This is a genomic window from Streptomyces erythrochromogenes, assembly GCF_040684695.1.
Lineage (GTDB): Bacteria > Actinomycetota > Actinomycetes > Streptomycetales > Streptomycetaceae > Streptomyces > Streptomyces erythrochromogenes_C.
Genome location: NZ_JBFBGM010000053.1, coordinates 1 through 20,598, shown reverse-complemented (window position 1 = coordinate 20,598; position 20,598 = coordinate 1). Strand labels below are relative to the sequence as shown.

Below are 20,598 nucleotides of genomic sequence, written 5' to 3'. Positions count from 1 at the left end.
CCCCGGGAAGATCGCGAACTTGGCGCTGCGCGCGCCGAGGTACTCGTTCTTGTGGGTGTCCTTGAGCCCGATGTGCGAGAGCATCCCTGGGGCTCCGCCCCAGACCCCGCGCCTCAAACGCCGGCGAGGCTGAGATGTGCCAGCGGGACTGGACGTGCCCGGACCCGCCGTGGGGTCCGGGCAGAGCCCGAGCGGCTCAGGCCGGCGTCATGCCAGGTGGGCCTGGACCTCCGCCGCGGCCTCGTCGCCGTAGGCCTTGGTGAAGCGCTCCATGAAGTGCGCGCGGGCCAGCGTGTACTCCTGGGTGCCCAGCGTCTCGATGACGAGGGTCGCGAGCATGCAGCCGAGCTGCGCCGCGCGCTCCAGGCCGACGCCCCAGCCCAGGCCCGTCAGGAACCCGGCGCGGAAGGCGTCGCCGACGCCGGTCGGGTCGACCTTCGCGTTCTCCTCGGGGCAGCCGACGACGATCGCGGCCTCGCCGGCCCGCTCGATCTTGACGCCGTTGGAGCCCAGCGTGGTGACGCGGGTTCCGACCTTGGCGAGGATCTCCTCGTCGGTCCAGCCGGACTTCGACTCGATGAGGCCCTTCTCGTACTCGTTGGAGAAGAGGTAGGTCGCGCCCTCCATCAGGGTGCGGATGTTGTCGCCGTCCATGCGGGCGATCTGCTGCGAGAAGTCGGCGGCGAAGGGGATCCCCCGCGTCCGGCACTCCTCCGTGTGGCGCAGCATCGCCTCGGGGTCGTCCGCGCCGATGAGGACGAGGTCGAGCCCGCCCACGCGGTCGGCCACGGACTTCAGCTCGATCAGGCGGGCCTCGCTCATCGCGCCCGTGTAGAAGGAGCCGATCTGGTTGTGGTCGGAGTCCGTGGTGCAGACGAAGCGCGCGGTGTGCAGCACCTCGGAGATGCGGACGGACTCGGTGTCGACGCCGTGCCGGTCGAGCCAGGCGCGGTACTCGTCGAAGTCGGAGCCGGCGGCGCCGACCAGGATCGGGCGGCTGCCGAGCTGCCCCATGCCGAAGCAGATGTTCGGGCCCACACCGCCCCGCCGGACGTCGAGGTTGTCGACGAGGAAGGAGAGGGAGACCGTGTGCAGCTGGTCCGCGACGAACTGGTCGGCGAAACGGCCGGGGAAGGTCATGAGGTGGTCGGTGGCGATGGAGCCGGTGACTGCGATGCGCACGGCGTGGACGCTCCTGCTGAGGACGGCGAGGGACAGTCAAAACTACCCGGTAAGTGTCCCCGGGCCGAACCCCAGGACGAACCCCAGAAACTACCCCTTAGTAGGTCTTTCTTCGCGAGAGCTCCGGTGCCTACGGTGCCCTCATGACCTATACCGACGGTTACGGCTACTGCGAGTACACCGCTGAGAGGCGCGGAGCGGAAGGCCCGGGACGGCCCGGCTTCGCCCGTCTGCTGGGTGACTGCGCCCGGATGGCCCCGCACTGGGGCGTCGAGGAGGGTCCGCGGCCGGTCCGGGTGGCGCCCTCGCAGATCCACGGGGTCAGGGTGCCGGCCTCCTCGGCCCGGCTGATCGCCTCCACCGCCGCGTACGGGGACCAGTAGGAGGCAGGGGGGGGAACCGGTTGCGCCCCTGTTCCGTCACACCCGCATCAGACACTGCGGGACCAGTGAAGGAGCGATGCAGTGACCAGCGAAGAACCCGGCACGTCAACCGGCACGTCAAGCGGCACACGACGGCGGCCCGCCTGGGTCGTCGGCTCAATCGCGGCCGCCGTCCTGCTCGCGGGCGGCGGTACCGCCTACTGGGCGTCCGCGGCCCAGGGCGACGGCGCGTCCCGCCGTACGGGTGACAGCGCGGCTTCCGCGCCCCGTGACGCGGGAGACCCCTCGGGGCCGGGCATCGCCCCCGGGGAGCCGGACCCGTCGGGCGCGGGCGTGGTCTACCGGGCCGACGTGAAGCTGCCCGAGGCCCCGGCGACGGCTCCCGCCTACAGCGTGACCGGGGAGGTCCCGGAGGCCGACGTGGCCCGGCTCGCGGCGGCCCTGGGCATCACGGGCGCGCCGCGGCTGGAGGGGGACGTCTGGCTGGCCGGGGAGGCCGCCGACGGCTCCGGGCCGCGGCTGACGGTGGCCCGTACGGCCCCGGGAACCTGGAACTTCAACCGCTTCCAGGCGGGCGGCGACGGCGCGGGCAACGGCGCCGGGGACGACTGCGTGCGCGGCAAGGACACCTGCGGCCCCGCCACGCTCCCCCGGGACGGCGGCGGCGCGGGCGGGAGCGGCACGCCGGTGTCCGAGGAGGCCGCCAAGGCCGCCGCGGCGCCGGTGCTGAAGGCCCTGGGGCAGGTCGGTGCCGCGCTGGACGCCCGGCTCACCCAGGGCGCGGTGCGGGTGGTGACGGCCGATCCGGTGGTCGGCGGGCTGCCGACGCAGGGCTGGTCGACCAAGGTGAGCGTGGGCGCGGACGGCTCGGTGGTGGGCGGCAACGGCGAGCTGAAGACGCCGGCGAAGGCGGCCGAGCAGCAGGTGGTCGGGGCCGTGGAGGCGCTGGCCCGGCTGAACGCGCGGTCGAACGGTTCCGGCGGCGGCGCGCCGGAGCCCGGCGGCTGCGCGAGCGCGGTGCCGCTGGCGGCGGACACCGCGGCAGGGGCCGCGGAGACCGTGCCGTGCAATCCCGAGCCGCGGCCGATGAAGCCGCCGCGCACCGAGACGGTCAAGGGCGCGGTGCTCGGACTGGCTCCCGGGACGGTCGACGGAGCGCGGGGACTCGTCCCGGCCTGGCTGTTCGAGGTGGCGGGCCGGGACGGCGCGCCGGGTCACACGGTGGCCGAGCCGGCCTCCGCGAAGGAGGGCACGCCGGCACCGGGCGGCCGTACCGTGCCCGGGTTCTCGTACAAGGAGGCCGACCGGACGCTGACCGTGAATTTCTGGGGCAGTGCGTGCAGCACGTACGCCGTGGAGGCGCGGGAGCAGGCGGAATCGGTCATGGTGAAGATCACTGACACGCCGAACAGGCCGGGTCAGGCCTGCATCATGCTGGCCGAGGAGAAGTCCCAGACGGTGACCTTGAAGGAGCCGCTGGGCGACCGGAAGGTGCTGGACGCGACGACGGGCAAGGAGCTCCCCAAGCAGTAGCCCGCCGTCCGCCCCCGGACATGCGCGAGGGCCCGCCCCGGTCGGTTGACCGGGGCGGGCCCTCGTCGTTCGGGCGGTTCAGGCTTAGCTGAACGAGTCGCCGCAGGCGCAGGAGCCCGTGGCGTTCGGGTTGTCGATCGTGAAGCCCTGCTTCTCGATGGTGTCGACGAAGTCGATGGAGGCGCCGTGGAGGTACGGGGAGCTCATGCGGTCCGTGACGACCTTCACACCGTCGAAGTCCTTCACGACGTCGCCGTCGAGGGAACGCTCGTCGAAGAAGAGCTGGTAGCGCAGGCCGGAGCAGCCGCCGGGCTGGACGGCGACGCGGAGCGCCAGGTCATCGCGGCCTTCCTGCTCCAGCAGGGTCCTGACCTTCTCGGCGGCGGCGTCGGACAGGAGGATGCCGTCGCTCACAGTGGTCTTGTCGTCCTGTACGGACATCTGCATTCACTCCCGAAGTGGGCGGCTCCCCGCGGGGTGCGGGGAAACGTCGGACTCTTGCCGTCGGTGGCAACGAGCGGGACCGCGGATTCATTCCGGGACCCGACGCTTGTTTCAGATATTCATGCTCGCACACCGCGCGCCGGCGCGGGCCCGGCGAATCGAGGGCTGATGCGTCACATTGACACTATCGGCATCGTCAAACTGACGTGAAGCGGTTATGATAGATAGCGTCAAGTAGACGAGAAGTCGAAGCGATGATCCTGAAATCCCTCGTCGCAGAACAGAAAGGGTGCGTGTCGTGACCACCGCCCAGCCGTTGGACGTCCAGCCGACGCCCCTTGCCCTGCTGCTGCTCGGCCGTGAGGCCGACCCCAAGAGCGAGCGCGGGGTGGAGTGCCCCGGCGACCTGCCCTCGCCGTCCGACCCGGACCTCGTGGAGCGCGCCCGCGCGGCCAAGGAGAAGCTCGGGGACAAGGTCTTCATCCTCGGCCACCACTACCAGCGTGACGAGGTCATCGAGTTCGCCGACGTCACCGGTGACTCCTTCAAGCTGGCCAAGGACGCGGCCGCCAAGCCGGAGGCCGAGTACATCGTCTTCTGCGGCGTCCACTTCATGGCCGAGTCCGCGGACATCCTGACCTCGGACGCCCAGAAGGTGGTCCTGCCGGACCTGGCAGCCGGCTGCTCGATGGCCGACATGGCCACCGCCGAGCAGGTCGCCGAGTGCTGGGACGCGCTGACCGATGCCGGCATCGCCGGTGTGACGGTCCCCGTCTCGTACATGAACTCCTCCGCCGACATCAAGGCCTTCACCGGCAAGCACGGCGGCACGATCTGCACCTCGTCGAACGCGAAGAAGGCCCTGGAGTGGGCCTTCGAGCAGGGCGAGAAGGTGCTCTTCCTCCCGGACCAGCACCTGGGCCGCAACACGGCCGTCCGCGACATGGGCATGTCCCTGGACGACTGCGTGGTCTACAACCCGCACAAGCCGAACGGCGGCCTGACCGCCGAGCAGCTGCGCGACGCCAAGATGATCCTGTGGCGCGGGCACTGCTCGGTCCACGGCCGGTTCTCGGTCGACTCCGTCAACGACGTCCGCGCCCGCATCCCCGGCGTGAACGTCCTGGTCCACCCCGAGTGCAAGCACGAGGTCGTGGCGGCCGCGGACTACGTCGGCTCGACGGAGTACATCATCAAGGCGCTGGAGGCGGCCCCGGCCGGCTCCAAGTGGGCCATCGGCACCGAGCTGAACCTGGTCCGCCGCCTGGCGAATCGATTCGCTGCCGAGGACAAGGAAGTCGTCTTCCTCGACAAGACGGTCTGCTTCTGCTCGACGATGAACCGCATCGACCTCCCCCACCTGGTGTGGACGCTGGAGTCCCTGGCCGAGGGCACCCTCGTCAACCAGATCCAGGTCGACAAGGAGACGGAGAGCTTCGCGAAGCTCGCGCTGGAGCGCATGCTCGCCCTCCCGTAGGGGGCGACGGGACGCAGGCGCCGTAGAGACACGAGAGAGGGGCGGTTCCCGTACGGGAGCCGCCCCTCTCCGGCGTTCGGGCGGGTGGGCCGAGAGGCTCGGCCCACCCTGCCCGGTCAGACCTTGGCCGGGGTCTCCTCCGGCTGGTCCTGCGGCGGGACCACCGTCAGGCGGGCCGTCTTCTTCGCGCGGCGGCGCTCCTTGCGGAGTTCGACCATCGTGTAGAGGGTCGGCACCAGGAGCAGCGTCAGCAGGGTCGAGCTGACCAGGCCGCCGATCACCACGACCGCGAGCGGCTGCGAGATGAAGCCGCCCTCGCCGGTGACGCCGAGCGCCATCGGGAGCAGCGCGAAGATCGTCGCCAGGGCCGTCATGAGGATCGGGCGGAGCCGGTGCCGGCCGCCCTCGACGACCGCCTCGACGACGCCCAGGCCCTGGGCGCGGTACTGGTTGACCAGGTCGATCAGGACGATCGCGTTGGTCACGACGATGCCGATGAGCATCAGCATGCCGATCATCGCCGGGACGCCCATCGGGGTGCCGGTGACCAGGAGCAGGCCGAGCGCGCCGGTCGCCGCGAACGGGATGGACACCAGCAGGATCAGCGGCTGGACGAGCGAGCGGAAGGTTGCGACCAGCAGCATGAACACGATCGCGATGGCCGCGAGCATGGCGAGGCCGAGCGAGCCGAAGGCCTCGTCCTGGTCCTCGGAGACGCCGCCGATGGAGGCGGTGGCGCCGTCGGGCAGGTCCAGGGCCTTGAGCTTCGTCTGGAGCTCGGCGCTGACCGCGCCCGTGTTGTCGCCCTGCGGGCGCGCGGTGACGGTCGCGGCGCGGGCGCCGTCGATCCGGGTCATCGCGACCGGGCCGGGGACCTCCTTGACCTCGGCGATGTCGCCCAGCCGGACCGGGCCGACCGGGAGCGCCTGCAGCTCGGCCAGGGTGGTGGCCGGCTGCGCGGACCTGATGACGATGTCCCGCTCGGTGTCGTCCAGGACGGCCTTGCCGGCCGGGTTGCCGCGGACGGCCTGGGCGACGATGGCGCCGAGGGCGGCCTGGTTCAGGCCCGCCTCCGCCGCCTTGGGGGTGGCGGTCACCGAGATCCGGGGCACGGACTGGGACAGGTCGCTCTGTACGTCGGTGACGTTGTCGAGCTTGGCCACCTCGGCGCGGACCTGCTCGGCGGCCTTGGCGAGGACCTCGCCGTCGCCGGCCTTGACGACCACGCTGAGGTTCTGGCTGCCGAAGGCGTCGCCCGCGGCGATGCGGGTCTCACCGATGCCGTCGAGGGCGGCGAGCTGCTCCTCGATGCGCTTCTTCACGGCCTCGGCGTCGCCGGCGTCCTTCAGGGTGACCTGGTAGGAGGCCTGGTTGGAGCCGGTGCCGCCGCCGAAGGCCGCGAGGAAGCCGGAGGAGCCGACGGTGACCTGGTAGCTCTTGACGCCGTCGACCGAGGCCAGCACCTTCTCGACCTTGCGGCTCGCCTCGTCGGAGGCGGCCAGCGAGGTGCCCGGGGCCAGCTCCTGCTTGACCGTCAGCAGGTCCTGCTCGCCCTGGTCGAAGAAGTTGGTCTTGAGCAGGGGCGTCATGCCGAAGGTGCCGAGGAGGACGACCACCGCGATGGCCACGCTGGTCAGGCGGCGCCGGGTGGCGAAGCCCAGGACCCGTACGTAGAACCTCTGCAGGCGGCTGCGCGCCTCCTTCTCCTCGGCCTCGCGCCGGGCCTGCGCCGCGCTCTCGGCGTCCCCGGGGGTGACGCCCTTGGGCGCGCTGAGGAACCAGTACGAGAGCACCGGGACGACCGTCAGCGAGACGAGCAGCGAGGCCAGCAGGGCCGCGGTGACGGTGAGCGAGAAGGAGCCGAAGAGCTCGCCGATCATGCCGCCGACGAGACCGATGGGCAGGAAGACGGCGACGGTGGTGAGCGTGGAGGAGGTGACCGCGCCGGCGACCTCCTTGACCGCGGTGATGATCGCGGCCTCGCGCTCCTCGCCGTAGCCGAGGTGGCGCTTGATGTTCTCCAGGACCACGATCGAGTCGTCGACGACCCGGCCGATGGCGATGGTCAGCGCGCCGAGGGTGAGCATGTTCAGCGACAGGTCGCGGGTCCACAGCACGATGAGCGCGAGGACCACGGACAGCGGGATGGAGACCGCGGTGACCAGCGTCGAGCGCAGCGAGGCCAGGAAGACCAGGATCACGATCACCGCGAAGAGCAGGCCGAGCATGCCCTCGGTGGTGAGGCTGGAGATGGACTTGGCGACGGCCGGGCCCTGGTCGCTGACGACGGTCAGCTCGGCGCCGGCGCCGAGCGTGGAGCGCAGCTCGGGCAGCTTGTCCTTGACGGCGTCGGAGATGGCGACGGCGCTGCCGTCCTTGTCCATGGTCAGGACGAGGGCGAGGGAGGGCTTGCCGTTGGTACGGGTGATGGAGACGGCCTTGGCCGGCTCCTGCTTGACGGCGGCCACGTCGCCGAGGCGCACCGCCGGCTTGCCCGGGCCGGGGCTCAGCCGCAGGTCCTCGACCTGGGCGAGGGAGGTGAAGCCGTTGCCCACGCGGACGGTGCGGTTCTTGCCCGCCTCGTCGAAGGAGCCGGCGGGGACGGCGGCGCCGCCCGCCTGGAGGCCCTGGGCGAGCGCGGAGCCGTCGAGGCCGGCGGCGGCGAGCTTCGCCTCGTCGGGGGTGACGGTGACCTGGAGGTCCTGGACGCCGTCGACGCTGACCTGGCCGACGCCGTCGATGTCCGAGAGGACGGGCACCACGGACTTCTCCAGCTGGTCGGCGAGGGCCTGCTGGTCCTTGTCGGAGGTGACGGCGAGGATCACCGTCGGGATGTCGTCGGTGGAACCGGCCACCACCTGCGGGTCCACCTCGGCGGGCAGCCGGACGCGGGCCCGGTTGACGGCCTGCTGGACGTCGGCGACGAGCTGCTTGGTGCCGCTGTCTCCGTAGTCGAAGGTCGCCATGATGAGGGCGTTGCCCTCGCTGGCGGTGGAGGTGATGCCGGTGATGCCGTCGACGCCCTTGAGCGTGGCTTCGATCGGTTCGACGACCTGCTTCTCCACCACGTCGGGCGAGGCGCCCTGGTACGGCGCGAGCACGGACACCATCGGGAGTTCGATGGAGGGCAGCAGCTGCTGCTTGAGCTGCGGGATGGCTATGGCGCCGAAGAGGAGCGCGACGATCGACACGAGGCCGACCAACGCCCTTTGGGCAAGGCTGAAGCGGGACAGCCAGGACATGGGTATGGGATCTCTCTGCAGTGACGAACGCGAGGGCACCCCCACCCTGTCGCATGGAGGAGGCCGGTTTCGTCGCTCGCAGGTGCCGTCCTTATGTGCGGCATACCGCGTCCGTAGTACACGGCACTACTCCACCGCTACTCCACCGCTGATCCGCCGCTAGTCCACGCGGGGCCGGACCAGTCCCGATTCGTAGGCAATGACCACCAATTGGGCCCTGTCGCGGGCGCCGAGCTTGGCCATGGCCCGGTTCACGTGGGTCTTGACGGTGAGGGGGCTGACCTCCAGCCGGCCGGCGATGCCGTCGTTGGACAGGCCCGCGGCGACGTGCACGAGGACCTCGCGCTCCCGGACGGTCAGCGCGGCGAGCCGCTCCGCGTGGATCCCGGCCGAGGCGCCGGCGGCCGCCGGGTCGGCGCCGCCGCCCTGGGCGAGGAAGGTGGCGATCAGGCCCTTGGTGGCGGCCGGCGAGAGCAGGGCCTCACCGGCGGCGGCGACGCGGATGGCGTTGAGCAGTTCATCGGGCTCCGCGCCCTTGCCGAGGAAGCCGGAGGCGCCCGCCCGCAGCGCGGAGACCACGTACTCGTCCACCTCGAAGGTCGTCAGCATCACCACGCGCACGGCGGCCAGTTCCGGGTCGGCGCCGATCATGCGGGTGGCGGCGAGCCCGTCGGTTCCGGGCATCCGGATGTCCATCAGCACGACGTCGGGGCGTTCCCGCCGGGCGAGCTCGACGGCCTGCGCCCCGTCGGAGGCCTCCCCGACGACCTCCATGTCGGGCTCGGAGTCGACGAGCACCTTGAAGGCGCTGCGCAGCAGGGCCTGGTCGTCGGCGAGCAGCACCTTGATGGGGGCGCCGGGCCCGGCGGGGGTCGGGTCGGCAGGGGGCAGGTCGGCAGGGATGTGGTCCACGGGGTGAGCGTACGCGGGCCCGCTGCGGTCCGGCCGGGGTCCCGTCGGACCGGACGGGGGCGGGCCGCGTCCGGGAGCGCCCGGGAGGTCTCAGCCGAGGGTGAGGACGAGGAGCGCGGTGGTCGCCGCCACCTCGGCCAGGGCGCCGAACACGTCGCCGGTGACCCCGTCGAAGCGGCGGACGCAGCGGCGGAGCAGCAGTTCCGAGACGAGCAGGGCGACGAGGACGGCCGCCGCTGCCCGGGCCGCGGCGGGCAGGCCGATCGGGAGGGCGGCCGCGGCGGCCGCCACGGTCACGAGGGCCGCGAGGGCGGCGGCGACCGGGCGCGGGACGGCCCCGGCGACGGCGGCGCCGAGCCCCCCGGGCCGGGCGGCCGGGACGCCGTCGCGGGCGGCCAGGGTCATGGCGAGGCGGGCCGTGACGGCGGCGACGACGGTGGCGAGGGCGCCGCGGACCCAGCTCTCGGCGTACAGCTCGAAGAGGGCGGCCGTCTGCACGAGCAGGACGAGGACCAGGGCGATCACGCCGAAGGGGCCGATGTCGGACTGCTTCATGATGCGCAGCGCCTCGTCGGCCGGCTTGGCGCTGCCGAGCCCGTCCGCCGTGTCGGCCAGTCCGTCCAGGTGCAGTCCCCGGGTCAGCGCGGCCGGTACGGCAACGGTGACGGCCGCCGCGAGCAGCGGTCCGGCGCCGAGCAGCAGCAGGAGCACTCCGGCGAGGGCGGCGAGCGCGCCGACGACCAGTCCGGCGAGCGGGGCGCAGGCCATTCCGGTGCGGGCGGCGGGGCGGTCCCAGCGGGTGATGCGGGCGGGCAGCACGGTGAGGGTGCCGAAGGCGAAGCGGACGCCGTCGCGGAACGAGGCGCGTTCCGTGGGCGGCGTCGTGGGCGGACCGTCGAACGAATCTTTCATCGGCGGGAACGCTACCCGCTCGGAGCGGGCGGTAAATTACCCATTACGTTCCAAATAGGGAGTCAGTGGGATGGGTCACTGGTGGTATCGGAACATCGTCGAGCCAGGGAAGCTGCCCATGCTGCTCGCCCTGGTCTCCTTCGTGCTGTCGTTCCTGGTCACCCGCGTGATCACCCGCCTGATCCGGGCCGGCCGCGGCCCCTTCAAGAACGTCACCCCGGGCGGCCTGCACATCCACCACGTGGTGCCGGGCGTGATCCTGGTGATCATCGGCGGTTTCGGTTCGATCGGCAGTGCCCGCAACAGCTTCGGCGCGGCCCTCTCGGCCGTGATCTTCGGGCTGGGCGCCGGGCTGGTCCTGGACGAGTTCGCGCTGATCCTGCACCTCGACGACGTCTACTGGAGCGAGCAGGGCCGCAAGAGCGTGGAGATCGTGGTCGTGACGGCCGCCGTGGTGGCCCTGGTGCTGGGCGGGTTCGTCCCCTTCGGGGTGAACGACCTGACCGCCGAGGAGCGCCAGAGCCGCGGGCTGGTGGTGATGAACGCGGCCGGCAACTTCTGTCTCGCGCTGATCGCCCTGTGGAAGGGCAAGGCGCGCACCGCGCTCTTCGGCGTGGTCATCCCCTTCGTGGCGCTGGTCGGCGCGATCCGGCTGGCCCGGCCCGGTTCCCCGTACGCGAAGCGGTTCTACGTGAACCGGCCGCGCGCCCGGGCCAAGGCCGAGCTGCGGGACTTCCACCACGACCGGCGCTGGACCACGCGGCGGCGCCGGTTCGAGGACTTCATCGGCGGCGCCCCGGATCCGCGGCCGGTGCCCCTGGAGAAGCCGCCGGTACCGCCGGAGTGAGCGGTGGGCGGACCCTGGGGCGTACGACGACGGGCCCTCCCCCGGCAGGGGAGGGCCCGTCGCCCGTGTCGGTGCGCCCGTGCGTCCGGGGCCGGCCGGGAGGGTCGGCCGGAACGGACTAGCCCGGGATCAGGCCGTCGTCGCGGAGCATCTCCCGGACCTCGCCGAGGCTCGCGTCGGGCCCCGGCAGGATCAGCTCGGACGGCTCCAGGGCGTCGTCCGGGAGCGGCTCGCCCAGCCGCCGGACGGCTTCCAGCAGCGCCCCCAGGGTGCGCCGGAAGCCCTGTTCGTCGCCGCCCTCCATCTCCGCGAGCAGCTCGTCGTCCAGCTTGTTGAGCTCGGCGAAGTGCGCGTCGGCCACGTCCAGCTGGCCTTCCCCCATGATGCGGACGATCATGACGGCCCCGTCCTACTGCTTGTCGAACCGGTGCTGGGTCTGCGGCTGCTGGGCGTTGCCCTGGGCGCCGCCCTCGATGGCCTGCTGCTGCGCGGACGAACCGCCGGCCAGCTCCGCCTTCATCCGCTGGAGCTCCAGCTCCACGTCGGTGCCGCCCGACAGGCGGTCCAGCTCGGCCTGGATGTCGTCCTTGGAGCCGAGGCCGCTCTGGTCGTCCAGGGCGCCGGAGGCCAGCAGCTCGTCGATCGCACCGGCCCGGGCCTGCAGCTGGGCGGTCTTGTCCTCGGCCCGCTGGATGGCCAGGCCGACGTCGCTCATCTCCTCGGAGATGCCGGAGAAGGACTCCGCGATCCGGGTCTGGGCCTGGGCCGCGGTGTAGGTGGCCTTGATGGTCTCCTTCTTCGTGCGGAAGGCGTCCACCTTCGCCTGGAGCCGCTGCGCGGCCAGCGTCAGCTTCTCCTCCTCGCCCTGGAGGGTCTGGTGCTGCACCTCCAGGTCGCTGACCTGCTGCTGGAGCGAGGCGCGACGGGACAGGGCCTCGCGGGCCAGGTCCTCGCGGCCCAGGGCGAGGGCCTTGCGGCCCTGGTCCTCCAGCTTGGCGGACTGGCCCTGCAGCTGGTTCAGCTGCAGTTCGAGGCGCTTGCGGGACGTCGCCACGTCGGCGACGCCGCGGCGTACCTTCTGCAGCAGTTCGAGCTGCTTCTGGTACGAGTAGTCGAGGGTCTCGCGCGGGTCCTCGGCCCGGTCAAGGGCCTTGTTCGCCTTCGCGCGGAAGATCATCCCCATACGCTTCATGACACCGCTCATGGGCTTCGCGCGCCCCCTTCTAGACGGACTGTGCTCCAGGTCACCGACAGGACCCACAGTACGGGCCCTGTCTCCATTACCGCACTGTTCGAGGACGGATGCGCTCCTCCTCCAGGACGACTACGCCTGAGCCGTATCAGGCGTAAGGAGTAGGTGGCTCCCCGACCGTACGGACGGCGGGCCCCCGCTGCTCGGACCGTGCACAGGGAAGGACGCCCGCCGTTGCCGGATCGTTCCCCACCGGGGTGGGGCCCGTGCCCGCAACCACGTAGGCTTGGGTTTTGTGTTTGGTAGCCGCTCCTCCAAGGAAGAGAAGGCCGCCGCCACCGACAAGGTGAGCGCCGACCTCTCGCAGCCCCGTGACCCGCAGGCCCCGAAGGGCCGCCCTACGCCGAAGCGCGCCGTGGCACAGTCGCAGCGCAAGGCCGTGGTGGCCTCGACCGGCAACCGCAAGGAGGACGCGAAGCGGGCCCGTGAGCGCCGCCGCGCCGAGATGGCCAAGCAGCGCGAGGCGCTGGCCAGCGGCGACGAGCGGTACCTGCCCACGCGCGACAAGGGCCCCGTCCGCCGCTACGTCCGCGACTTCGTGGACTCGCGCTTCTCGGTCGCCGAGATGTTCCTGCCGCTGGCCGTGGTCATCCTCGTGCTCAGCATGGTGCGCCAGCCCACGATCCAGAACATCGCGCTGCTGCTGTGGCTCGGCGTGATCGCGCTGATCATCCTGGACTCCATCGGTCTGGTGTTCCGCCTGCGCAAGGCGCTCAACGAGCGCTTCCCGAACGAGCCGCGCCGCGGCGCGGTCGCGTACGGCCTCATGCGCACCCTGCAGATGCGCCGGCTGCGCCTGCCGAAGCCGCAGGTCAAGCGCGGGGAACGGCCCTGACCGGAGGGACGCCCGGCGCGTCGGGGGAAGGCTTCGCCGAGGGGGCACGCCTGTGGCTCGAGGGCCTGGGCGGACTGCGCAACGCGGTCCGTCAGGAGCTCGTGGGCCGACAGGTCGACGAACAGATCGCGCAGCGCTTCCCCGTGGGGCAGCGGCTGCGCGTTCTCGACGTCGGCATGGGGCAGGGCACCCAGGCACTGCGCCTCGCCCGCGCCGGGCACAAGGTGACCGGCCTGGAACAGGACCCGGGCATGCTGGCCGTCGCCCGCGAGGCGCTGGCCGTGGAGCCCGCCGGGATCCGTGACCGGGTCGAGCTGCTGGAGGGGGACGGGCGCGAGACCGGCGCCCATTTCCTGCCGGGCAGCTTCGACGTGGTGCTGTGCCACGGGGTGCTGATGTACGTGCCCGAGCCCGACGCCATGCTCGCCGGGCTGGCCCGGATGCTGGCCCCGGGCGGACTGCTGTCCCTGCTGGTGCGCAACGGCGACGCGCTCGCCATGCGGCACGGGCTGGACGGCGACTGGAAGGGCGCGCTGGCGGCCTTCGACAGCACCGACTACACCAACCGCCTCGGCCTGGACGTGCGCGCCGACCGGCTGGCCGGGCTGACCGCGACGCTGTCGGGGATCGGTGCGCCGCTGCAGGCCTGGTACGGCGTACGCGTCTTCACGGACGGCACCGAGGCCGGCGAGGTGCTGCCGCCCGACGAGGAGCTGGAGCGGCTGCTGGCCGCCGAGGACCGTGCGGGCCGTACCGACCCCTACCGGGGTGTCGCCGCGCTGCTGCACCTCTGCGGCGTCCGGGGCTGATTCAGGCCGTCTCCGGCCGTCAGGCCCGCCGCGCGGATGCGGCGGGCCTGACGGCGCGGAGGGGCCGGGCCGTCAGGCCTCCAGTGCGGAGCGCAGGCTCATCGTGTAGAGCTCCGTGCCGCTGTCGTCGGACAGCTTCACCTGTTCGGTACCGCCCTCCAGCAGGTCCTTCCAGTACTCCCCGATCCAGGACTCCGCGTCGCCCTGCGTGGTGAACTCCTCCGGAACCACCGAAGGGCTCGTCTCGGTGCCCTCGGCCGTCTCGAACCGCCACGTCCACGCCATGTCCGCCTCCGTTGCTCGTCCGCTGCTCACACGCTTCTCGCCTTGAGTGTGCCCGCAGAGTAACCGGGCGCGCAGCAGTCTCCGCGACGCGGGAGGATCATCCTTGTGGAACTCACTCTGCTCGGCACCGGTACCCCCGAGGGGCTGCCCCGCCCCGGCTGCCCCTGCGCGGCCTGCGCCGTCAGCGTCGGGCCGCGCGCCCGCGCCGCCACGGCGGTCCTCGTCGACGGCGCGCTGCTGCTCGACCTGACCCCCGGCGCGGTGCTGGCCGGCGCCCGGGCCGGGCATTCGCTGGCCGGGGTGCGGCAGGTCCTGCTGACCCACCCGCACGACGGGCCCGCAGTGGAGCTGCCGCCGGGGCTGCCGACCGCCGGGCGGGTGCCGGACGGGCAGGAGCTCTCGGTGATCTCCGGGCACCGGGTGCGGGCGGTACCGATGGACGCGCCGGGCACCGGGTACGAGGTGACCGGCCCGGACGGCGGCCGGCTGCTGTACCTGCCGCCCGGCGGGGCGCCGGCCGGGACCGCCGGGCGGGCGGGGCAGCGCCCGTACGACACGGTGCTCGCCGACGTGCTGGGCCGCCCCGAGGCGCTGGCCCGGCTGCGGGCGGGCGGGGCCGTGGGCCCGGCCACGGACGTGATCGCCGTCCACCTCGACCACGACGTGCCGCCGGGCCGCGAGCTGGAGCGCCGGCTGGCGGCCGCCGGGGCGCGGGCGGTGCCGGACGGGACCACCGTGGTCGTCGGCGACTACGGCACGGCGGCGGACCTGCCGCGCCGCACGCTGGTGCTGGGCGGGGCCCGCTCGGGCAAGTCGGTGGAGGCGGAGCGGCGGCTGGAGTCCTTCCCCGAGGTGGTCTACGTGGCCACCGGGGGCACCCGGGACGGGGACGCGGAGTGGGCTCGGCGGGTCGGCCTGCACCGGGAGCGCCGGCCGGCGAGCTGGCGGACGGTGGAGACGTGCGAGCTGGTCCCGCTGCTCGCCGAGGACGGGCCGGCGCTGTTGATCGACTGCCTGGCGCTGTGGCTGACCGACGCCATGGACCGGGCCGGGGCCTGGGACGACGAGGTGTGGGCCGGGCACGGGCGCCAGGAGCTGGCCGAGCGGACGGCCGCCCTGGTGGCGGCCGTCCGCGCGACCCGCCGCCAGGTGGTGCTGGTGAGCAACGAGGTCGGTTCGGGCGTCGTCCCGGCGACCGCCTCGGGCCGTCGTTTCCGTGACGAGCTGGGCCGGCTGAACGCCCGGGTGGCGGGCGAGTGCGAGCACGTCCTGCTCGTCGTCGCGGGGCAGGCGACCGTGCTGAAGGAGTAGGCCGGGCCGGGGTGTTCACCCCGTCGGCCCGCCCGGTGCGGGGCCGGGGCCGGCCGCGCCCGCCGAGGCCTGAGGGAGGGCTTCACCGGCTGTACTCTCTGGCAGATGAGCACGCTGAATCTCGACGACTTCTCCGATCTGATCGAGCGCCCCGACGGGGGCGTACGGCGTGATGCCGAGGAACGCCGTGAGCGCCTCGCCGTACCGCCCGGCGCGCTGGGGCGGCTCGACGAACTCGCCGAGTGGCTCGCCGCCGCGCAGGGGCAGGTTCCGGTCAGGGCCATCGAGCGGCCCCGCGTGGTGCTGTTCGCCGCCGACCACGGGATCGCCGCGCAGGGGGTCTCCGCCCGGGCCGCTTCCACCGGTCACGAGCTGGTGCGGGACGTGCTCGACGGGTCCAGCCCCGTCGCCGTCCTGGCCGGCCGGTTCGGCGCCACGATACGGATCGTCGACGCCGGTCTCGACTGCGATCCCGCGCTGCTCCCCGAGGACGTGGTGGCGCACCGCGTCCGGCGCGGCAGCGGCCGGATCGACGTCGAGGACGCGCTGACGGTCGAGGAGGCGCAGGCCGCGCTGCGGCTCGGCATGCGCATCGCCGACGAGGAGGCCGACTCGGGGACCGACCTGGTGGTCCTCGGCGACCTGAGCGTCGGCGGGACGACCGTCGCAGCGACCCTCGTCGCCGCGCTGTGCGGCACGGACTCCTCGGTGGTCACCGGCCGCGGCGGCCGGCCCATCGACGACCTGGCCTGGATGCGCAAGTGCGCGGCGATCCGCGACGCGCTGCGCCGGGCCCGTCCGGTCCTGGGCGACCAGGTCGCGCTGCTGGCGGCGGTCGGCGGCGCGGACGTCGCCGCCATCACCGGATTCCTGCTCCAGTGCGCGGTGCGCCGTACGCCCGTCATCCTCGACGGTGTTGTTTCGGCCGCGTGCGGACTGGTGGCCCAGAGGGCCGCATTCCGGGCTCCTGACTGGTGGCTGGCGGGTCAGGCGAGCGGCGAGCCGGGTCAGGCGAAGGCACTTGACCGAATGGCGCTCAACCCCGTGCTCGATCACGGCGTCACAGTGGGTGAAGGAACCGGGGCATTGCTGGCTCTCCCCCTCGTCCAGGCGGCCGCCGCACTCGCGGCGGAGCTTCCTGAGCGTGCGGCGGAGGAGCCGACGGAATGAGCCGCCGGGGTCCGCGGTCCTGACCAGGCCGTGGCCCCCGACCGCACCATCACGGACAGCGGCGCCCCATATGATCGCTTTTTATGGGAGAGGTCCGTTTGACCAGCGCAGAGACCGACCGCACCGCCGTACCGGCGACCGGTCCGTCATCCGGCAGGAAAGAGACCGGCGGGGACCCCGCCGGCAAGGCGGCGGGGGGCGGCCGGGAGACCGGTCGGGGGAGCGCCCGCTCACAGCGCGGAGCCGCTTTCGCGGTGTGGTACCTGCGCGTCGTCACCTTCATCAACTTCCTCAGCGCGGTGTGGGTCTCGCTCGGGCAGGACCTGCGGCGCCACAACATCGAGGACTTCTACACCCCCTACATGCTCACCGCGGGCTTCGCCTCCGGTCTGTTCACGCTGCTGCTGGCCGTCACCCTCGGCCGCCGCAAGCGCGCCTCCTGGATCCTCAACCTCGTCCTGAGCGGCCTCCTGGCGCTGCTCCTCGCCTACGCGCTCTTCGCGTACGAGGAGATCCGCGAACACCCTCAGAACTGGGTCTCGCTGGCCCTGACCGCGCTCTTCACCGGCGCGCTGCTGCTGGGCCGCCGCGAGTTCTACGCCAAGGGCGACCGCTCCAACCCGGCGTTCGCCGCCGCCGTCGCCGCCGTCGGACTGCTCGTCACCTCGCTCGTCGCGGCCCTGCTCGTGGGCGCCGCGAACACCTCCCCCGACAGCGCTGGCGTCTCCTTCCCGGAGCGCTGGAAGTACGGCGTGATGCGGCTGATCACCCTGGCCCCCGACGACCGGGCCTCCGCGGCGATCACCCCGCCGGGCTGGGTGGACGTCTTCATCAACGTCATGTCGATGCTGCTGCTGCTCGCCGTGCTCTTCGCCGCGTTCCGTTCGCGCCGCGCCGTCGACCCGATCAGCGAGGAGGACGAGGAGCGGCTGCGGGCGCTGCTGGCCCGGCAGGGCGACCGCGACTCGCTCGGCTACTTCGCGCTGCGCCGCGAGAAGTCCGTCATCTGGTCCCCCACCGGCAAGGCCGCCGTGACCTACCGCGTCGTCGGCGGTGTCTCACTCGCCTCGGGCGACCCGATCGGCGACCCGGAGGCCTGGCCCGGCGCCATCGACCCGTGGCTGGCCGAGGCCCGCGAGCACGGCTGGGTGCCGGCGGTGATGGGCGCGAGCGAGGAGGCCGGGCAGATCTACGCCCGGCACGGCCTGGACGCCCTGGAGCTCGGTGACGAGGCGATCGTGGAGACGGCCGAGTTCACCCTGGAGGGCCGTGCGATGCGCACCGTCCGGCAGGCCTACAACCGCGTCAAGCGGGCCGGGTACACCGTCCGCATCCGCCGCCACGCCGACATCCCGGCCGAGGAGATGGCCGAGCTGGTGCGCCGCGCCGACGACTGGCGCGACGGGGCCACCGAACGGGGCTTCTCCATGGCGCTGGGCCGGCTGGGCGACCCCGCCGACGGCCAGTGCGTGATGCTGGAGTGCACCGACGGCAACGGCGATCTGCGGGCCGTGCTGTCCTTCGTGCCGTGGGGGCCCAAGGGCCTGTCGCTGGACCTGATGCGCCGTGACCGGGACTCCGAGAACGGCCTGATGGAGTTCATGGTCATCGAACTCCTCGAACGCTCCAAGGAGATCGGGGTCACCCAGGTCTCCCTCAACTTCGCGATGTTCCGGTCGGTCTTCGAGCGCGGGTCCCGGCTCGGCGCGGGTCCGGTGCTGCGGATGTGGCGCTCGCTGCTGAGCTTCTTCTCCCGCTGGTGGCAGATCGAGTCCCTCTACCGGGCCAACGCCAAATACCGGCCGATCTGGGAACCGCGGTTCATGCTCTTCGAGAAGAGTTCGGACCTGCTGCGGATCGGTGTCGCGGCCGGACGGGCCGAGGGCTTCCTGGAGGCCCCCGGCCTTCCGAAGTGGCTGCACCGCAGACACCTGGAGACCCGCCGTTGACAGCGCGGAACAGCAGCACCCCACTGCGGCGGTTCGCCCGCCGCGAGTGGGGCCCCATGTTCTGGACCGTCCGGGACGCCCTCGTCCGCGACAGGTGGCGGGCGATCCCGATGACCTTGGGCGCGGTCTGCCTGACCTCGGTCTTCCAGATCGTGCAGAACACCTCGTGGGGCTTCCAGCCGGTGCAGGACCTCGGGTCGGTCAAAGCCGTCGACCCGTTCTGGCTGGCTCTGCTGCGCACTCCCCTGTCGCTGTTCGTCCCGGCCCTCGACCTGCCGGTGTGGGGGGCGCTCGCGCAGATGCTGCTGGTGTTCGGCATCGCGGAGATCTGCATCGGCTGGTGGCGCACGCTGGTGATCGGCTACGTCGCCACCCTCGCCGGGACCACGTACGCGCGGATCGGCGTCGCGCTGGGCCCCGAGCACCCCTTCGGCCTGCCGGTGTCCGACCGCATCGTCAACGACACCGGGCCGTCGGCGGCCGTGGTCGGCCTCGCGATCTACCTCTGCTGGCGCTACCGCGCGTACCTGACCGGCGCGCTGGTGATCCTCGCGATGATCGGCGAGGTGCTGATCAAGAACAACCTGGCGGGCAAGGAGCACCTGGCGGCCATCGCCGCCGTCATGGCCGTGTGCGTGGTCCGGGCCCAGTGGGGGCCGGTGCGCTCCCGCGTCCCGGTGGGCCAGGGCCCTCCGCCCTGAGCGGCGTCCCGGCAGGCCGTACCGTATCGGGGTGACGACAGACCTCGGGCGGTTCGCCCCCACCCGGCAGTGGATGCGGGCCCATCCGCTGGCCACCGACGCCGTGCTGGCGTTCGGCGCGCTCGTCGCCATGGTCGTCGGCTCCTTCGCCGATCCGCACGGACCGCACGGGCCCACCTTCGGAACCCGCACCCCCGAACCCTTCTCCCTGCTGCTGATGCTGCTCGGCTCGGCGGCGCTGGTGTTCCGGCGCCGGCAGCCGATCGCCGTGCTCGCGGTGACCTGCGGGCTCTCGCTGCTGGAGCTGACCACCGGGGAGCCGCGGGCGCCCGTCGCCATGTGCACGGTGATCGCCCTCTACACGGTGGCGGCCCTCACCGACCGGCCGACGACCTGGCGGATCGGACTGCTCACGATGGCGGGCCTGACCGGTGTGGCGATGCTCGCCGGGCCGCTGCCCTGGTACGCGCAGGAGAACATCGGGATCTTCGCCTGGACGGGCATGGCCGCGGCCGCCGGGGATGCCGTGCGCAGCCGGCGGGCCTTCGTCGACGCCATCCGGGAACGGGCCGAGCGGGCCGAGCGCACCCGCGACGAGGAGGCCCGGCGGCGGGTCGCGGAGGAACGGCTGCGGATCGCGCGGGACCTCCACGACGTGGTGGCCCACCACATCGCCCTCGTGAACGTGCAGGCCGGGGTGGCCGCGCACGTCATGGACAAGCGCCCGGACCAGGCCAAGGAGGCACTGGCGCACGTACGGGACGCCAGCCGGTCGGCGCTGAACGAGCTGCGGGCGACCGTGGGGCTGCTGAGGCAGTCCGGTGACCCGGAGGCGCCGACCGAGCCGGCGCCGGGGCTGGGCGTCCTCGACGAGCTGGTGGACACCTTCCGGCACGCCGGGCTGCCGGTGGAGGTGATCGTCCAGCTGGACTGCGGGACGGGGCCGCTGCCGGCGGCGGTGGACCTGGCGGCGTACCGGGTGATCCAGGAGGCGCTGACCAACGTGCGCAAGCACGCGGGGCCGGGGGCGCGGGCCGAGGTGAGCGTGGTCCGGGTCGGCCCGTCGGTGGAGGTGACGGTGCTCGACGACGGGGGCACGGAGCCGGTCGACACCGAGCCGGGCGGTGGCCACGGGCTCCTCGGCATGCGGGAGCGGGCCACGGCCCTGGGCGGCTCCTGCTCCACGGGCCCCCGCTTCGGCGGCGGCTACCGCGTCCACGCCGTCCTGCCGTGGGCCTAGCCGGCACATCCAGCCTCGCCGGCGTTTGAGGCGCGGGGTCTGGGGCGGCGCCCCAGGGAACCCGGCTCCGCCGGGCACCGGGCTCCGCCCGGACCCGCGCCTCAAACGCCGGCG

The 20,598-nt window shown here is 72.7% G+C and carries 19 protein-coding genes; 11 read left to right on the top strand and 8 right to left on the bottom strand.

Annotation, left to right across the window (positions count from 1 at the left end):
* Positions 1 to 207: 207 nt before the first annotated feature.
* On the bottom strand, positions 208 to 1,182 hold the full coding sequence (locus AB0O53_RS37945) for a carbohydrate kinase family protein (protein WP_351002138.1): 975 nt from the start codon (positions 1,180 to 1,182) through the stop codon (positions 208 to 210).
* A gap of 143 nt (positions 1,183 to 1,325) precedes the next feature.
* Between AB0O53_RS37945 and AB0O53_RS37940 the strand changes: the two genes are divergently transcribed.
* Both AB0O53_RS37940 and AB0O53_RS37935 read left to right on the top strand, forming a co-directional pair.
* A complete protein-coding gene (locus AB0O53_RS37940; protein WP_031153105.1) occupies positions 1,326 to 1,565 on the top strand; it encodes a hypothetical protein in 240 nt (79 codons plus the stop codon).
* Between the two features lie 81 nt (positions 1,566 to 1,646).
* The gene (locus tag AB0O53_RS37935; protein WP_351002140.1) at positions 1,647 to 3,098 is read left to right on the top strand and encodes a hypothetical protein; all 1,452 of its coding nucleotides are present in this window, start codon (positions 1,647 to 1,649) and stop codon (positions 3,096 to 3,098) included.
* Between the two features lie 84 nt (positions 3,099 to 3,182).
* Here the strand turns inward: AB0O53_RS37935 and erpA are convergent, their stop codons facing one another.
* A complete protein-coding gene (gene erpA, locus AB0O53_RS37930; protein ID WP_030010511.1) occupies positions 3,183 to 3,539 on the bottom strand; it encodes an iron-sulfur cluster insertion protein ErpA in 357 nt (118 codons plus the stop codon).
* 292 nt (positions 3,540 to 3,831) lie between these two features.
* On the opposite strand from erpA, the gene nadA reads away from it, so the two are divergent.
* Positions 3,832 to 5,019: a quinolinate synthase NadA gene (nadA, locus tag AB0O53_RS37925; protein WP_351002143.1), complete on the top strand. Its 1,188-nt coding sequence runs from the start codon at positions 3,832 to 3,834 to the stop codon at positions 5,017 to 5,019.
* 116 nt (positions 5,020 to 5,135) lie between these two features.
* Here the strand turns inward: nadA and AB0O53_RS37920 are convergent, their stop codons facing one another.
* The 3 genes from AB0O53_RS37920 to AB0O53_RS37910 all read right to left on the bottom strand — a co-directional run bounded on the left by AB0O53_RS37920 (position 5,136) and on the right by AB0O53_RS37910 (position 10,085).
* Complete coding sequence (locus AB0O53_RS37920) at positions 5,136 to 8,261, bottom strand: efflux RND transporter permease subunit (RefSeq protein WP_365201734.1); 3,126 nt, start codon at positions 8,259 to 8,261, stop codon at positions 5,136 to 5,138.
* 159 nt (positions 8,262 to 8,420) lie between these two features.
* A complete protein-coding gene (locus AB0O53_RS37915; RefSeq protein ID WP_365201739.1) occupies positions 8,421 to 9,164 on the bottom strand; it encodes a response regulator in 744 nt (247 codons plus the stop codon).
* Positions 9,165 to 9,263: 99 nt separating this feature from the next.
* Entirely contained in the window at positions 9,264 to 10,085 is an 822-nt protein-coding gene (locus tag AB0O53_RS37910; protein WP_351002147.1) for an adenosylcobinamide-GDP ribazoletransferase, read from the bottom strand.
* Positions 10,086 to 10,155: 70 nt separating this feature from the next.
* Here AB0O53_RS37910 and AB0O53_RS37905 point away from each other — a divergent pair, with 70 nt between their 5' ends.
* Positions 10,156 to 10,932 (top strand): hypothetical protein, encoded by a 777-nt coding sequence (locus AB0O53_RS37905; RefSeq protein WP_351002149.1) that lies wholly within the window; start codon positions 10,156 to 10,158, stop codon positions 10,930 to 10,932.
* 118 nt (positions 10,933 to 11,050) lie between these two features.
* On the opposite strand, the gene pspAA is transcribed toward AB0O53_RS37905, so the two are convergent.
* The gene (gene pspAA / locus AB0O53_RS37900; protein WP_351002151.1) at positions 11,051 to 11,329 is read right to left on the bottom strand and encodes a PspA-associated protein PspAA; all 279 of its coding nucleotides are present in this window, start codon (positions 11,327 to 11,329) and stop codon (positions 11,051 to 11,053) included.
* Positions 11,330 to 11,341: 12 nt separating this feature from the next.
* Positions 11,342 to 12,136 carry a PspA/IM30 family protein gene (locus tag AB0O53_RS37895; protein ID WP_351002153.1) on the bottom strand — a complete coding sequence of 265 codons (795 nt, stop codon included), beginning with the start codon at positions 12,134 to 12,136 and terminating at the stop codon, positions 11,342 to 11,344.
* A 283-nt stretch (positions 12,137 to 12,419) separates the two neighbouring features.
* On the opposite strand from AB0O53_RS37895, the gene AB0O53_RS37890 reads away from it, so the two are divergent.
* Both AB0O53_RS37890 and AB0O53_RS37885 read left to right on the top strand, forming a co-directional pair.
* Entirely contained in the window at positions 12,420 to 13,019 is a 600-nt protein-coding gene (locus AB0O53_RS37890; RefSeq protein WP_351002154.1) for a DUF3043 domain-containing protein, read from the top strand.
* 50 nt (positions 13,020 to 13,069) lie between these two features.
* Positions 13,070 to 13,828: a class I SAM-dependent methyltransferase gene (locus tag AB0O53_RS37885; protein WP_136230559.1), complete on the top strand. Its 759-nt coding sequence runs from the start codon at positions 13,070 to 13,072 to the stop codon at positions 13,826 to 13,828.
* Positions 13,829 to 13,900: 72 nt separating this feature from the next.
* Here the strand turns inward: AB0O53_RS37885 and AB0O53_RS37880 are convergent, their stop codons facing one another.
* Positions 13,901 to 14,113, bottom strand: coding sequence for a hypothetical protein (locus AB0O53_RS37880; RefSeq protein ID WP_030849308.1), 213 nt, complete (start codon positions 14,111 to 14,113; stop codon positions 13,901 to 13,903).
* Positions 14,114 to 14,218: 105 nt separating this feature from the next.
* Between AB0O53_RS37880 and AB0O53_RS37875 the strand changes: the two genes are divergently transcribed.
* The 5 genes from AB0O53_RS37875 (at position 14,219) to AB0O53_RS37855 (ending at position 20,484) form a co-directional block, all read left to right on the top strand.
* Positions 14,219 to 15,424, top strand: a complete 1,206-nt coding sequence (locus tag AB0O53_RS37875; RefSeq protein WP_351002156.1) for a bifunctional adenosylcobinamide kinase/adenosylcobinamide-phosphate guanylyltransferase — start codon at positions 14,219 to 14,221, stop codon at positions 15,422 to 15,424.
* 114 nt (positions 15,425 to 15,538) lie between these two features.
* The gene (gene cobT, locus AB0O53_RS37870) at positions 15,539 to 16,594 is read left to right on the top strand and encodes a nicotinate-nucleotide--dimethylbenzimidazole phosphoribosyltransferase (RefSeq protein ID WP_351002162.1); all 1,056 of its coding nucleotides are present in this window, start codon (positions 15,539 to 15,541) and stop codon (positions 16,592 to 16,594) included.
* An 83-nt stretch (positions 16,595 to 16,677) separates the two neighbouring features.
* Positions 16,678 to 18,543, top strand: coding sequence for a phosphatidylglycerol lysyltransferase domain-containing protein (locus AB0O53_RS37865; RefSeq protein ID WP_351002158.1), 1,866 nt, complete (start codon positions 16,678 to 16,680; stop codon positions 18,541 to 18,543).
* A gap of 56 nt (positions 18,544 to 18,599) precedes the next feature.
* Positions 18,600 to 19,244, top strand: coding sequence for a hypothetical protein (locus tag AB0O53_RS37860; RefSeq protein ID WP_351002164.1), 645 nt, complete (start codon positions 18,600 to 18,602; stop codon positions 19,242 to 19,244).
* 73 nt (positions 19,245 to 19,317) lie between these two features.
* Complete coding sequence (locus AB0O53_RS37855) at positions 19,318 to 20,484, top strand: sensor histidine kinase (RefSeq protein WP_351002166.1); 1,167 nt, start codon at positions 19,318 to 19,320, stop codon at positions 20,482 to 20,484.
* Positions 20,485 to 20,598 lie beyond the last annotated feature (114 nt).